At 55.0% G+C, this 16,036-nt stretch carries 8 protein-coding genes; 7 read left to right on the top strand and 1 reads right to left on the bottom strand.

All coding sequences use genetic code 11. The features are described 5' to 3' along the window. Positions 1-2 precede the first annotated feature (2 nt). From mukF to NL510_RS14960, 7 genes are all read left to right on the top strand, one after another. A complete protein-coding gene (gene mukF / locus NL510_RS14990; protein ID WP_253377923.1) occupies positions 3-1,325 on the top strand; it encodes a chromosome partition protein MukF in 1,323 nt (440 codons plus the stop codon). Further along, positions 1,306-2,010 carry a chromosome partition protein MukE gene (gene mukE / locus NL510_RS14985; RefSeq protein WP_253377922.1) on the top strand — a complete coding sequence of 235 codons (705 nt, stop codon included), beginning with the start codon at positions 1,306-1,308 and terminating at the stop codon, positions 2,008-2,010. Before mukF ends, mukE begins: the two co-directional genes overlap by 20 nt. Then, positions 2,010-6,458: a chromosome partition protein MukB gene (gene mukB, locus NL510_RS14980; RefSeq protein ID WP_253377921.1), complete on the top strand. Its 4,449-nt coding sequence runs from the start codon at positions 2,010-2,012 to the stop codon at positions 6,456-6,458. The genes mukE and mukB overlap by 1 nt, the downstream gene beginning before the upstream one ends. A 315-nt stretch (positions 6,459-6,773) precedes the next feature. Then, positions 6,774-10,973, top strand: coding sequence for an Ig-like domain-containing protein (locus NL510_RS14975; RefSeq protein ID WP_253377920.1), 4,200 nt, complete (start codon positions 6,774-6,776; stop codon positions 10,971-10,973). Between the two features lie 236 nt (positions 10,974-11,209). Further along, complete coding sequence (ldtD, locus tag NL510_RS14970; RefSeq protein WP_253377919.1) at positions 11,210-13,033, top strand: L,D-transpeptidase; 1,824 nt, start codon at positions 11,210-11,212, stop codon at positions 13,031-13,033. Positions 13,034-13,209: 176 nt separating this feature from the next. Further along, entirely contained in the window at positions 13,210-13,761 is a 552-nt protein-coding gene (mepK, locus tag NL510_RS14965; protein WP_253377918.1) for a peptidoglycan L,D-endopeptidase MepK, read from the top strand. A gap of 20 nt (positions 13,762-13,781) precedes the next feature. Continuing rightward, entirely contained in the window at positions 13,782-14,429 is a 648-nt protein-coding gene (locus tag NL510_RS14960) for an MBL fold metallo-hydrolase (protein ID WP_253377917.1), read from the top strand. 405 nt (positions 14,430-14,834) lie between these two features. Here the strand turns inward: NL510_RS14960 and NL510_RS14950 are convergent, their stop codons facing one another. Beyond that, the gene (locus tag NL510_RS14950) at positions 14,835-16,025 is read right to left on the bottom strand and encodes an amino acid aminotransferase (RefSeq protein WP_253377916.1); all 1,191 of its coding nucleotides are present in this window, start codon (positions 16,023-16,025) and stop codon (positions 14,835-14,837) included. Between the last annotated feature and the right edge of the window lie 11 nt (positions 16,026-16,036).

Genomic DNA, 16,036 nt, shown 5'->3' with positions numbered 1-16,036 from the left:
CTATGAGTGAATTTTCCCAGACAGTCCCCGAACTGGTTGCCTGGGCCAGGAAAAACGATTTCTCCATCTCGCTGCCGGTAGACAGACTCTCTTTCCTGCTGGCGGTTGCCACGCTGAACGGCGAGCGGCTTGATGGTGAAATGAGCGAGGGCGAACTGGTGGATGCGTTCCGCCACGTCAGTGATGCGTTTGAGCAAACCAGCGAAACCATTAGCGTGCGTGCCAACAACGCAATCAACGATATGGTGCGTCAACGTCTGCTGAACCGCTTTACCAGCGAGCAGGCCGAAGGAAACGCCATCTATCGTTTGACGCCGCTGGGCATCGGCATTACCGATTACTATATCCGCCAGCGCGAGTTTTCCACGCTGCGTCTTTCTATGCAGCTCTCGATTGTCGCCGGCGAGCTAAAGCGTGCGGCAGATGCCGCAGACGAAAACGGGGATGAGTTCCACTGGCATCGCAACGTTTACGCCCCGCTGAAATACTCGGTTGCGGAGATCTTCGACAGTATCGATCTGACCCAGCGTCTGATGGACGAACAGCAGCAGCAGGTAAAGGACGATATCGCCCAGTTGCTGAATAAAGACTGGCGTGCGGCCATTTCCAGCTGCGAGCTCTTGCTCTCGGAAACCTCCGGCACCCTGCGTGAACTGCAGGATACGCTGGAGGCGGCGGGAGACAAGCTGCAGGCCAACCTGCTGCGCATCCAGGATGCGACCTTAGCCCATGACGATCTCCATTTTGTCGACCGTCTGGTCTTCGACCTGCAGAGCAAACTCGACCGCATTATTAGCTGGGGCCAGCAGTCCATCGACCTGTGGATCGGCTATGACCGTCACGTGCACAAATTTATCCGTACCGCGATTGATATGGATAAAAACCGCGTCTTTGCCCAGCGTTTACGCCAGTCAGTACAAACCTATTTCGATGCGCCCTGGGCGCTGACCTATGCCAGCGCTGATCGTCTGCTGGATATGCGTGACGAAGAGATGGCGCTACGTGATGAAGAGGTGACAGGTGAACTGCCACCGGATCTGGAATTTGAAGAATTCAACGAAATTCGCGAGCAACTTGCAGCGATGATCGAAGAACAGCTCGCTGTCTATAAAACCAGACAAGTCCCGCTGGATCTTGGGCTGGTGGTGCGCGAGTATCTGGCGCAATATCCTCGCGCGCGCCACTTCGATATCGCCCGCATTGTTGTAGACCAGGCGGTGCGCCTGGGCGTCGCGCAAGCAGATTTCACCGGGCTGCCGCCGAAGTGGCAGCCGATTAACGATTACGGAGCCAAGGTACAGGCGCATGTCATTGACAAATATTGAACAAGTGATGCCACTTAAGCTGGCACAGGCGCTGGCGAATCCGTTATTTCCGGCGCTGGACAGCCAGTTACGTGCTGGTCGTCACATTGGCCTTGACGAGCTGGATAATCACGCCTTTTTGATGGATTTCCAGGAGTACCTGGAAGAGTTTTACGCACGCTATAACGTTGAGCTCATTCGCGCGCCGGAAGGGTTCTTCTACCTGCGCCCGCGCTCCACGACGCTCATCCCGCGTTCCGTGCTTTCCGAGCTGGATATGATGGTTGGCAAAATTCTCTGCTACCTCTATCTCAGCCCGGAACGACTGGCGAATGAAGGCATTTTCACCCAGCAGGAACTGTACGACGAACTGTTAGCCCTCGCGGATGAGAGCAAGCTGCTCAAGCTGGTGAACAACCGTTCAACCGGTTCAGATCTCGATCGTCAGAAATTGCAGGAAAAAGTTCGCTCTTCCCTGAACCGTCTGCGTCGCCTGGGGATGGTCTGGTTTATGGGCCACGACAGCAGCAAATTCCGCATTACCGAGTCTGTCTTCCGCTTCGGTGCCGATGTCCGTACGGGCGACGACGCGCGTGAAGCGCAGTTGCGTATGATCCGCGACGGTGAAGCGATGCCGGTGGAAAATCATTTGCAGCTTAATGATGAGCATGAAGAGAGTCAGCCGGATAGCGGGGAGGAAGAGTAATGATTGAACGCGGTAAATTTCGCTCACTAACGCTTATCAACTGGAACGGCTTTTTTGCCCGCACCTTCGATCTGGATGAGCTGGTGACGACGCTCTCCGGCGGTAACGGGGCGGGTAAATCCACCACCATGGCGGCATTCGTGACGGCGCTGATCCCCGATTTAACGCTGCTGCACTTCCGTAACACTACCGAAGCGGGCGCGACGAGCGGCTCTCGTGATAAAGGCCTGCACGGAAAGCTGAAAGCGGGCGTCTGTTATTCGGTGCTGGATGTGATCAACTCCCGGCATCAGCGCGTGGTGGTGGGTGTCCGTCTGCAGCAGGTCGCCGGTCGCGACCGTAAAGTCGATATTAAACCCTTTGCCATCCAGGGCCTGCCGACTTCTATGCAGCCGACGGCGCTGCTGACAGAAACTCTCAACGATCGTCAGGCGCGCGTGCTGACGCTGCAGGAGCTGAAAGACAAGCTCGAAGCCATCGAAGGCGTGCAGTTTAAGCTGTTCAACTCGATTACCGACTACCACTCTCTGATGTTCGATCTGGGCGTGGTGGCCCGTCGCCTGCGCACCGCGTCTGACCGCAGTAAATACTACCGTCTGATTGAAGCCTCCCTGTACGGCGGTATCTCCAGCGCCATCACCCGCTCCCTGCGCGACTACCTGCTGCCGGAAAACAGCGGCGTGCGTAAGGCCTTCCAGGACATGGAAGCCGCGCTGCGTGAAAACCGCATGACGCTGGAAGCGATTCGCGTGACCCAGTCTGACCGCGATCTGTTTAAACACCTGATCAGCGAAGCCACTAACTACGTGGCGGCGGACTATATGCGCCACGCCAACGAGCGCCGCGTGCATCTTGACCAGGCGTTAGCGTATCGCCGCGAGCTGTTGACCTCCCGCAAGCAGCTGGTAGCCGAGCAGTATAAGCACGTTGAAATGTCCCGTGAGCTGGGCGAGCACAACGGTGCAGAAGGGGATCTGGAAGCCGATTACCAGGCGGCCAGCGATCACCTGAACCTGGTGCAAACGGCACTGCGTCAGCAGGAAAAAATCGAACGCTACGACGCGGATCTCAATGAGCTGCAAATCCGTCTCGAAGAGCAAAATGAAGTGGTGGCCGAAGCGGCCGACGTGCAGGAAGAGAACGAAGCCCGTGCCGAAGCCGCCGAGCTGGAAGTGGATGAGCTGAAAAGCCAGCTTGCCGATTACCAGCAGGCGCTGGACGTGCAGCAGACGCGCGCGATTCAGTACAATCAGGCTTTGCAGGCATTACAGCGCGCAAAAGAACTGTGCCATCTCCCTGACTTAACGGCAGAAAGCGCTGAAGAATGGCTGGATACCTTCCAGGATAAAGAGCAGGAAGCTACCGAAAAACTGCTGTCGCTTGACCAAAAAATGAGCGTGGCGCAATCGGCACACAGCCAGTTTGAGCAAGCTTATCAACTGGTTGTAGCCATCAACGGCCCGCTTGCGCGTAATGAAGCATGGGATGTCGCCCGTGAGTTACTGCGTGACGGCGTAAACCAGCGCCATCTGGCCGGCCAGGTTCAGCCGCTGCGGATGCGTTTGAACGAGCTGGAACAGCGTCTGCGCGAGCAGCAGGAAGCCGAACGTTTGCTGGCGGATTTCTGCAAGCGCCAGGGTAAAAATTACGCCATTGACGATCTTGAGGCTCTGCATCAGGAGCTTGAAGCGCGTATCGCGGCGCTTTCTGACACCGTTTCCAACGCCAGCGAACAGCGCATGACGTTGCGCCAGGAGATGGAGCAGCTACAATCCCGCTCGCAAACGTTGCTACAGCGTGCCCCAGTATGGCTTGCCGCGCAAAGCAGCCTGAACCAGCTCAGCGAGCAGTGTGGCGCAGAGTTTGAATCCAGCCAGGACGTGACAGAATACCTGCAGCAATTGCTCGAACGCGAGCGCGAAGCGATTGTTGAGCGTGACGAAGTGGGTGCACGTAAGCGCGACGTTGACGAAGAAATTGAGCGCTTAAGCCAGCCGGGCGGCGCGGAAGATGCGCGTCTCAACACGTTGGCGGAGCGTTTTGGCGGCGTGCTGCTCTCCGAAATTTATGACGATGTGGGTCTGGATGACGCGCCGTACTTCTCGGCGCTGTATGGCCCGTCGCGTAATGCGATTGTGGTGCCAGACCTGTCGCTCATCTCTGAACAGCTTGCCGGGCTGGAAGAGTGTCCTGAAGATCTCTATCTGATCGAAGGGGATCCACAGTCATTCGATGACAGCGTGTTCAGCGTGGATGAACTGGAAAAAGCTGTGGTGGTGAAAATCGCTGACCGCCAGTGGCGTTATTCGCGTTTCCCGGAACTGCCGCTGTTTGGCCGCGCCGCGCGCGAAAACCGTATCGAAAGCCTGCATGCCGAGCGCGAAATATTGTCTGAACGTTTTGCCACGCTGTCGTTTGACGTGCAGAAAACGCAGCGTCTGCACCAGGCCTTTAGCCGCTTTATTGGCAGCCATCTGGCGGTGGCCTTCGACGCCGATCCTGAAGCCGAAATTCGCAAGCTCAACACCCGTCGTGGCGAACTGGAACGTGCGATTGCTAATCATGAAAATGATAACCAGCAGAGCCGCGTCCGGTTCGAACAGGCGAAAGAGGGCGTCGCGGCCCTTAACCGTATTCTGCCGCGCCTGAATTTGCTGGCGGATGATACGCTGGCTGATCGCGTCGATGAAATTCAGGAACGTCTGGATGAAGCCCAGGAAGCGGCGCGCTTTGTCCAACAGCATGGAAATCAACTGGCGAAGCTGGAGCCGGTTGTCGCTGTACTTCAGAGCGATCCGGAACAGTTCGAGCAGTTAAAAGAAGATTATGCCTGGTCACAGCAGGTTCAGCGCGAGGCGCGTCAGCAGGCGTTTGCTCTGACGGAAGTCGTACAGCGTCGCGCCCATTTTGGCTACTCTGACTCAGCGGAAATGTTGAGCGGCAATAGCGATCTGAACGAGAAGCTGCGCCAGCGTCTTGAACAGGCTGAAGTAGAACGTACGCGGGCCCGTGAAGCGATGCGTAGCCATGCGGCTCAGTTGAGCCAGTACAGCCAGGTCATGGCCTCGCTAAAAAGCTCCTACGACACCAAGAAAGAACTGCTAAACGATCTGCATAAAGAACTGCAGGATATTGGCGTGCGTGCCGACAGCGGTGCCGAAGAGCGGGCGCGTATTCGTCGCGATGAGCTTCACAGCCAGCTTAGCAACAATCGCGCGCGTCGCAATCAGCTGGAGAAAGCGCTCACCTTCAGTGAAGCCGAAATGGATAACCTGACCCGTCGCCTGCGCAAGCTGGAGCGCGATTATCACGAAATGCGCGAGCAGGTTGTGACCGCGAAGGCGGGCTGGTGCGCCGTGATGCGCATGGTGAAAGACAATAACGTTGAACGTCGTCTGCACCGTCGCGAGCTGGCGTATCTTTCCGGCGATGAACTGCGCTCCATGTCGGATAAGGCGTTGGGTGCGCTACGTCTGGCGGTGGCCGATAACGAACACCTGCGCGACGTGTTACGCATGTCGGAAGATCCTAAGCGTCCTGAACGTAAAATTCAGTTCTTTGTGGCCGTTTATCAGCACCTGCGCGAGCGTATCCGCCAGGATATTATCCGTACCGACGATCCGGTTGAAGCCATCGAGCAGATGGAGATCGAACTGGGCCGTCTGACGGAGGAGCTGACCTCACGTGAGCAGAAGCTGGCAATAAGCTCCCGCAGCGTGGCGAATATTATTCGCAAAACCATTCAGCGCGAACAGAATCGTATTCGTCAGTTGAACCAGGGGCTGCAGAGCGTGTCGTTTGGCCAGGTCAATAGCGTGCGTCTGAACGTGAACGTACGGGAAGCTCACTCCACGCTGCTGGATGTGTTGTCCGAACAGCATGAACAGCATCAGGATCTGTTTAACAGCAACCGCCTGACCTTCTCCGAAGCGCTGGCAAAACTGTACCAGCGCCTGAATCCACAGATTGATATGGGACAACGTACGCCGCAAACCATTGGTGAAGAGCTGCTGGATTACCGTAACTATCTGGAAATGGAAGTTGAGGTTAACCGTGGCTCCGACGGCTGGCTGCGTGCGGAATCCGGTGCGCTCTCTACCGGTGAAGCTATCGGTACCGGTATGTCGATTCTGGTGATGGTGGTGCAGAGCTGGGAAGACGAAGCGCGTCGTCTGCGCGGCAAAGATATCTCTCCATGCCGGCTGTTGTTCCTGGATGAAGCCGCACGTCTTGATGCCCGCTCTATCGCCACGCTGTTTGAGCTTTGCGATCGTCTTGATATGCAGCTCATCATTGCGGCACCGGAAAACATCAGCCCGGAGAAAGGTACCACTTACAAACTGGTACGTAAGGTCTTCCAGAACAGCGAGCACGTTCATGTGGTGGGACTGCGTGGTTTTGCCCCGCAGCCGCCGGAATCGTTGCCGGATGCGGCTGACGCCTCTTAAGATGTTGCCGAAAGACAAAACGCAGCCAGTATGTGCTGCGTTTTTTTTGCCCTCTTTTAAAAGTTAGAAATACTTAAATGAATATTTATGAAACATAATAACGTCAAATAATCGCATATATAAAAAGAATTAATAATTATGAATAATGAGTTTGTGGAGAAATGACGGCGTTAGCGGTTGTATTATTTAGGCAGGGAATATATTTATCTATATAGAATATAAAGTGATATTTACGTAGGGGGGACGTCTTGAGGCAAAGTAAAAGGTGATTATAATGCAGGGTTCTTAACAATCCCTTACAAACGAACATAATTTATGAATCTAAAAACAAGGACGTTATTTGCCTGCGTACAAATCGTATTGCAGTTTCTCCCTCCATCATTCTTATTATATTTCTCGCCGGTATTAACGGCGAATGCGCAGGAGATAGCCGCTTCAGCGGATAAGAAACCTGCGCAAAAGGAAGAGCAAAACGCAGACAGTATGGCACAGGCGGCTATTCAGGCGGGCGCGTTGCTCAGTGGAGATAACGCTTCAGATGCCCTGGGCAGTGCGGTCGTGTCTGCTGCTACAGGTAAGGCCGCTTCCAGCGTTCAGGCGTGGCTGAGCCAGTTTGGCACCGCCAGGGTCAATATTCTGACTGACGAAAAATTCAGCCTGAGCGACGCCGATCTTGACCTGCTGGTCCCGTTATATAACGAAAAAGAAAACCTTGTCTTTACCCAGTTTGGCGGCCGCCGCCATAACGACCGTAATAGCGTAAATGGCGGGTTGGGTTATCGTCATTTCAACGACAAATGGATGTGGGGCTCGAATGTCTTCTATGACCAACAGGTTTCTGGTAATCAACATCAGCGCCTCGGGCTGGGCGCTGAAATGGGATGGGATTATCTAAAGCTTTCTACTAATGGCTATTTTCGCCTGAGTGACTGGATGTCTTCATCGCAATACGAGGATTACGACGAGCGCGTGGCGAATGGTTTTGATCTTCGCACTACGGGATATTTACCCTCCTGGCCGCAGTTGGGGGCGAATATTATTTACGAGCAGTACTATGGTGACAACGTGGGTCTGTTCGGTGATGACGAAGATGACAGGCAGACAAATCCTTATGCCGTCACGCTTGGCGTGAACTACACGCCGGTGCCGCTGGTAACCATGGGCCTGAATCAAAAAATGGGCAAGAGCGGTGAAAATGACACCCAGCTTAATCTGGCGCTGACCTGGACGCCGGGTGTATCGTTACGTGCACAGCTCGATCCGTCGCAGGTGGCGCTACGCCGCACGCTGCAGGGAGGGCGGATGGAACTTGTCGACCGCAATAACAACATCGTTCTGGAATACCGCAAGCAGGAGCTGATCTCGCTTTCGCTTGCGTCAACACTGACCGGGGCGGAGCGCTCCCGTCAGACGGTGACGGCGCAAGTTAAGGCAAAACATGGGCTTGACCGCATTGAGTGGCAGGGGGATAGCTTCTTTAGCCACGGAGGTAAAATTACCGCAGGCGACAGTCCAGCGCAGTTCGTGATGACGCTCCCCTTCTGGCAGGGAGAGGGTGTCAACAGTTATACCCTGAACGCCACCGCGTGGGATAAAAAAGGGAATGCTTCCAGACCCGAACAGATTAACGTCACGGTAAACGGTATTGATGCAACGACGCTGCAGTCCGTAACGACGCTTTCGCCGGCAACGATACCGGCAGACGGTAAATCCACCGCCACGGTGAGTGTGGCGCTCAAAACAGCCGCGGGCGAGGCCGCCACCGGGTTGGCCTCGCGTCTGACAGCCACGCTGCTCGCCTCTGCAAAAACGGCAGGCTCCCTCACTACTTCGGACAACGCGCCGAAGATAGACCGTTTTATCGAAAGCGGGAAAGGCGTGTATACGGCGATCCTGACCAGCGGTACCACACCCGACACGCTCACCATCCAGCCTTTAATCGACGGGACCACGAAGCTATCCACCGCCAGGTTGAAAGAAGAGGCGACGGTGACGATAGCGCAGTTAGCCGCGCTGGAGGCATCCACAACCAGCGCACTGGCAAGCGGCAGTGCGCCCATCACGCTGACGGCACGGGTGACGGACCAGTACGGTAAAGCGCTGCAAGGGACAACCATCGACTGGTCTGCTGACACTGCCCGGGCAGTGCTTTCAACGCCACAGACCCGCACCGATGAGAGCGGCATCGCACAGATTCAGGTCACCAGTATCGATGTCATTAGCACGCTCGTCACGGCACAGCTTGAAGGCGGAAATGCTCTTGTTACACCGTCGCTGAGCTTTGACGCCGATGTGGGTTCGGCGCAAGTGGTCGCCATCAGCAGTGAAAAGCAGCAGGTGATAGCAAATAACGATGACACGAATACGCTGACGGCACAGGTGACGGACAGCTACGGCCACCCGCTGCCAAATGTGACGGTTAACTGGACAATAGAAAAAACAGACAGCACCCCGGTGAGTAGCAAAACGTCATTAACGGATATCAGTGGTAATGCCCTGCTGGAGCTGAAATCGTCAAAAACGGGCACGATCATCGTGCGTGCGGCGGTGAAAGGGTCAGCAGCTAAAACACTCGCCCCGATCGACTTTGTGGCCGATAGCAGCACGCAGACGGTGAGCCTGATTACGCTTAACAAAAAACAGGCGCTGGCGAACGGGACGGACAGCATTACCTATCAAGCGACGGTGACGGACGCAAAAGGGAATGCGGTTCAGGGCGCGACGGTAAGCTGGGCGGCGGACAATAAAAATGCGACGCTGAGCGAAACGCAGACCACCAGCGGCACGGACGGAAAGTCGCAAATCACGGTCACCTCCGTGAAGGCGGGTGACGTCGTGGTGACGGTACAGACCAGTGAGTCGACCGCGAAACGCGCCGATAAAATAACCTTTATCGCCGATACCGCAACGGCGCAGGTGTCCGCCATTAGCAGTGATAAAACGACCGCGCCGGCAAACGGAGTGAATGCCATTACCGTTAGTGCAACGTTGGTGGATGCAAACGGCAACGCGTTATCCGGGGAAAACGTCGCGTGGAAGGCCTCACCGGCCAGCGGAAAGCTGACGGCTGACAGCACGACGACGGACTCCCGCGGTGTCGCGCAGGTGCAGCTCACTTCTGCATCCGTGGACAAATTCACCGTGGAGGCCAGTGCAAACGGATCGCGCCAGTCTCTCCCCAGCCTGAGCTTTACGGCGGACAGCAGTACCGCGCAGGTATCCACCCTGACCGCGGATAAAACGACAGATATCGTCGCGGATAAAGACAGCGTAAATCTGACGGCGCTGGTAGTGGATGCACTGCAGCACCCGCTTGCCGGTTCGGTGGTGAACTGGCGCAGCAGTGACCCCAGCGGCAGCCTTAGCGTCAACTCGTCGGTCACGGGTACAGACGGTAAAGCGACGGTCTCGTTTTCAAGCCTGAAAGCGGGTGCGGTAAACGTGACGGCCTCCTCGGGTAACAACAGCCAGGTTCAGACGCTGCAGGTGATTGGAAACCAGGAGACGGCACAGGTGACGGGGATTGCGGCAGACAAAGAGCACGCCGTGGCCGATGGCGCAGACGCGATCGTCTGGACGGCAACCGTGACGGATGGGAACGGTAACGCGCTAACCGGCACGCCCCTCAACTGGAGCGCCAGCCTGGAGGGGGTGACGCTCGCGCCAGCCAGCAGCAGTACAGATGCTAACGGCAACGCAACGACTAAAGGGACATCACTAAAATCCGGTACCGTGAAAATTACGGCATCGCCTGTCGCTAATTCCGCTGGCAAAAAGACGGGCGGTGACACCCTGTTTGAGGCTGATGCGAAAACGGCGCGTCTGGTCTTTCTGACCCCTTCTTCCAGCCGCGTGGTGATAAACGGTCCGGGTGTGACGTATTCCGCCATGGTCAATGATGCCAACGATAACCCAGTTATAAATGAAAGCGTCTCCTGGAGCACTAACCTGAATACGCTTTCTGCGCCGGAAACCAAAACAGACAGTACGGGTAAAACCAACGTAACCCTGAAAGGCGACACGATGGGGCTGGCGACGGTGACGGCAACCGCAAATGAAACGACGCTGACCGATAACAGCGTGACGTTTTCTGCCATTGTGGAATACGACTGGAAGATAACGGGCACCACATCACGTTATGTAGGCGATAACATCACCAGTTCGCCATCCGTCGGTTTCCTGCCGACAGGCAATCTTAAGGGACCGATGCAATTAGTCTGGAGTGGTGCGAAGACGTCTTCTACCCTGATGATCGCAATGACCGATGATAAGGGGGTAACGCGCGATGTCACGTTTAAAGGGCAGCGGGGCACTGGTTGCGGCAATTTCCAGTTTAACGATGCTGTCACTTGCGCCCTGTTAGATAACTACCCGATGGTAGAGTATAGCGCCAGCGATAATCCGGGTTTACCGTCCGGACATTACTCCGGGCATATCACCTTCAACGGTGTGGCATGGCATACCGGCAGTCCATTATTGGCTTACGATGTTAATACCTCGTTAACCATTAACTAACGCCCGCGCCCCGAAGGCCTGATGCGGCGGGGCGTAGCCTGGCAGACAGGGCAGGATAAGATATATCCTGCCCTGTCTGCCCTCCTCTAAGGCGGAGCATTCCGCTTAACTTCTCTCTTCCTCCAGGTTATCTTTAAACTTCTTTACACAAGGTCAGGCAAGTCGGTGCCTGCCTTTCTATAATAAATAAAAGCCCCAGCGTTATGGGCATGCCGTAAATAAACAGGGGGCAAGGGATGTTGCTAAAGAAAAATCGTGGTCGTCAACTGTCGGCATTAAGTTTGTGTCTGGCAGTGATGTTTGCTCCGCTGTTTAATGCTCAGGCCGACGAGCCTGAAGTTGTGCCGTCTGACAGTACGGCAATCATCGGGGCGCATCCTACGACGCTGTCGCAGCCGTTGGATCAAGCTTCGGCTACGGCCATTATGGCCGGGATCAAGCCCTTACCTGAAGGTATTGACCTTGAGTCAGTCGGCCAGCAACTCCATAACGGGCTACCTTCGGGCTACTCGCCTGTCTATATCAATCAGCTCACGCTGCTTTATGCGGCGCGTGACATGAAGCCTATGTGGGAAAACCGTGACGCGGTGCGCGCTTTCCAGCAGCAACTGGCGGAAGTCGCCATCGCGGGCTTTCAGCCGCAGTTCACCACCTGGGTTAAACTTCTGACCGACCCGGCCGTAACCGGTCAGGCGCGTGACGTGGTGCTCACTGATGCCATGATGGGGTATCTGCACTATGTGGCGGGGATCCCGGTCAATGGCAATCGCTGGTTATACAGCGAAAAACCTTACAAGATGGCGACGCCCGCTCTGTCGGTTATTAACCAGTGGCAGGTGTCGCTGGACAACGGCGACCTGCCGCGCTTTATCGCCAGTCTTGCGCCTGCTCATCCGCAGTACGCGACGCTGCATCAGTCGCTGCTTACGCTGGTGGGCGATTCCCGCCCATGGCCGCAACTGCGTGGCGCCGCGACGCTTCGCCCCGGGCAATGGAGCAGCGATGTGCCTGCCTTGCGCGTGATCCTTCAACGTTCGGGGATTATGGATGGCGGGCCAAAAATTGCGCTGCCTGGCGATGAACCGCTGGACGTGGTGGTTAGCCCTTCGGCACCGGTAAAAGAGAAAAAAGCGGTTGCCCTGAGCAATAAACCAGCGGCTTACGACCGTGAACTGGTCGCGGCGGTTAAGCAATTTCAGGCCGTTCAGGGGCTGGGTGCGGACGGCGTTATTGGCAAGTCGACGCGTGACTGGCTGAACGTCTCGCCTGCTCAGCGGGCTGGCGTACTGGCACTGAACATCCAGCGTTTGCGACTCCTGCCAGGTTCGCTCTCTACCGGCATTATGGTGAATATCCCGGCATATTCGTTGGTCTATTATCAGAACGGCAGCGAAGTGCTGGCTTCACGGGTCATTGTCGGGCGCCCGGATCGCAAAACGCCAATGATGAGCAGCGCACTGAATAACGTGGTGGTCAATCCTCCGTGGAACGTGCCGCCGACGCTGGCGCGTAAAGACATTTTGCCCAGGCTGTGGAATGATCCGGGGTATCTGGAACGGCATAACTATACGGTAATACGCGGCTGGAACAGCAAAGAGACGATTGATCCCTGGATGGTGGACTGGTCAACGATTACGGCATCTAATCTGCCGTTCCGTTTCCAGCAGGCCCCTGGCGCGCACAACTCGTTGGGGCGCTATAAATTTAATATGCCAAGCTCGGATGCAATCTATCTGCACGACACGCCGAACCATAATCTGTTCCAGAAAGATACCCGCGCGCTCAGCTCCGGCTGCGTGCGCGTAAACAAAGCCTCGGAGTTGGCCAATATGCTGTTGCAGGATGCGGGCTGGAACGACACGCGGATCTCAGACGCCCTCAAGCAGGGTGATACGCGCTACGTGAATATTCGCCATACCATTCCCGTCAATTTGTACTATCTGACGGCGTTTGTGGGTGACGATGGACGCACGCAGTATCGTACAGATATTTACAATTACGATCTCACCGCGCGATCCGGCGCACAAATTTTGTCAAAAGCCGAACAATTAATCAGGTAAATGAAGCAGTTCGGGAAAACAGGTTGTCGTAAGTTAGGGTGAATACGCGTAAATATGGCTGTAAGCCGCGTATTTGCTGGGGTAGGGTGCCTTGACGTACCAGGCTTTGCCAGTTATGGTGCCCTTCGTGCGCTAAGCATATATACGATAAACATTGACCTGTAGACCTGATTATCATGGACAAATTTGACGCTAATCGCCGCAGATTGCTGGCGTTAGGTGGTGTTGCGCTGGGCGCGGCGGCCATCTTGCCTACGCCAGCATTTGCCACCCTCTCGACACCACGTCCGCGTATTTTGACGCTCAACAATCTCCATACTGGTGAGTCGCTAAAAGCGGAATTCTTTGATGGCAGAGGCTATATTCAGGATGAATTAGCAAAGTTAAACCATTTTTTCCGCGACTTCCGCGCGAATAAAGTAAAAGCCATCGACCCAGGATTATTTGATCAGTTGTATCGCCTTCAGGGCCTGCTGGGTACCCGCAAGCCTGTGCAGCTCATTTCAGGATATCGCTCTTTGGATACCAACAACGAACTGCGCGCCCATAGCCGTGGGGTAGCGAAAAAAAGCTATCATACCAAAGGGCAGGCAATGGATTTCCATATTGAAGGCGTTTCGTTAGCGAATGTTCGCAAAGCTGCGTTATCTATGCGCTCAGGTGGTGTAGGATATTACCCAAGAAGCAACTTTGTGCATATTGATACCGGGCCGGTACGGCACTGGTAATAACGAAACACAGGAGCAGTATGAACTATCGTATTATTCCGGTTACCGCGTTCTCCCAGAATTGTTCATTAATCTGGTGTGAGCAAACAAAACTGGCCGCGCTTGTCGATCCCGGTGGTGACGCTGAGACAATCAAGCAGGAGGTCGCTGCCAGCGGCGTCACGTTGATGCAGATTTTGCTGACTCATGGTCATCTCGATCATGTGGGTGCGGCGGCTGAACTGGCTAAACACTACGGTGTGCCGATTATCGGTCCGGAAAAAGAAGATGAGTTCTGGCTGCTGGGTTTACCTTCCCAAAGCCGCATGTTTGGCCTTGCTGAGTGTCAGCCATTGACCCCCGATCGTTGGCTGAACGAAGGCGAGCAGGTTAGCGTAGGGAATGTGACGTTACAGGTACTGCATTGTCCCGGTCATACGCCAGGCCATATTGTCTTCTTTGATGACCAGTCCCGTTTGCTGATTTCTGGCGATGTGATTTTCAAAGGTGGCGTAGGCCGCAGTGATTTCCCGCGTGGCGATCACGGGCAGTTAATTCAGTCGATTAAACAGAAGTTATTGCCGCTGGGCGATGATGTGACGTTTATCGCCGGGCACGGTCCAATGTCGACGCTGGGTTATGAGCGCGTGCATAACCCGTTCCTGCAGGATGAGATGCCCGTCTGGTAAACCGAATGAATAAAAAAAGCCTGCACATTGCAATAATGCCGATCAGTTAAGGATCGGTTGACCGATTCAGTGGCTGTGTAAGGATCCGGAAATGCTCACCCGTTTCCGGATTTTTTTATGCTTCTACGTCATCTTCAACGTTCGAACAACCATCCTGTTCGCCTCAGACTGCCTGCCATCTAACATGTCGTGGCGGGAAGATTCAGCGTTGTCGGCAACCCGGTGTTTACTAAAACCTACACATCGAAGTCCGCCTGGGTTGGCTACCGCCAATCCCGAAGATAATAAATGAGATACTGGCCATGGTGGAGAGTTTTGTGCCGCCGCAACGCAACGCGTTGCGGCTACCTTCGAAAGCTTAACTGACAAGCATTATATACATTGCAGGCTTTTTGTGCGTGTAAATTACAGCACGGCGACAATGGCTTCACACAGCGGCGCCATGTTGTCCGGCGTCATGCCTGCAACGTTCACGCGGCCAGACGCAACGGCGTAAACGCCAAACTCTTCACGCAGACGCAGAACCTGGTCTTTAGTCAGTCCGCTGAAAGAGAACATTCCGTTCTGCTTAATGATAAAGCTAAAATCGCGATCTGCGCCTTTCTCAGCCAGCGTGCTGACGAACAGCAGACGCATGCGCTGAATGCGTTGGCGCATATCGTTCAGCTCTTGTTCCCAAATTGCGCGTAGCGCATCGTTACTCAGGATGGTGGCAACGACTGCCGCACCGTGGGCCGGTGGGTTAGAGTAGTTTGCGCGGATCGCGGATTTCATCTGGCTGAATGCGCGATAAACGGTTTGTTCGTCTGAGGCTACCAGGGTACATGCCCCTACGCGCTCATTGTACAGGCCAAAGTTCTTGGAGTAAGAACTTGCCACAATCAGCTCCTGATGCACGGCAGCAAACGCGCGCAGGCCTTCGGCATCTTCTTCCAGACCGCGCGCAAAGCCCTGGTATGCAAAGTCAAACAGCGGCAGCCAGCCTTTTTCAACGGAGAGCTTAGCCAGCTGTTCCCACTGCTCAAGCGTAGGATCGATACCGGTTGGGTTATGGCAGCAGCCATGGAACAGCACCACGTCGCCCGCTTGCGCGCCGTTCAGGCTTGCCAGCAGACCCTCGAAATTCAGAGAGTGGTTAGCAGCGTCGTAATAATCATATTCGCAGACTTCCAGTCCCGCAGCGTTAAACACGCTCTTATGGTTCGGCCAGCTTGGGTTGCTTACCCATACGCGCTTAACCGCGGTGTTTTTCGCAAGAAAATCCGCCGCAACGCGCAGTGCGCCAGTACCGCCAGGGGTTTGTGCGGTGCGCGCGCATTTGCTGCTCACAATTGCACTGCCTTTACCGAACAGCAGTTCCTGCGTGCAACGACCAAATTCAGGGATACCATCAATACCGAGGTAATTCTTGGTGGTTTCGTTTTCCAGCAAATGCTGCTCAGCTTTTTTGACGCTAGTCAGCACCGGTGTTTTGCCGGTTTCATCTTTATATACACCAATACCCAGGTTGATTTTGCCAGGGCGGTCGTCGGCACGAAACAGATCGGCCAGGCCCAGAATAGGGTCGGCAGGAGCGGCAGTAATGTTCTCAAACATGACGAAGTTCC

It is taken from the genome of unidentified bacterial endosymbiont (assembly GCF_918797525.1).
GTDB lineage: Bacteria > Pseudomonadota > Gammaproteobacteria > Enterobacterales > Enterobacteriaceae > Enterobacter.
Note: the sequence above shows the minus strand (reverse complement) of the source record. Positions and strands in the feature narration are given on the sequence as shown.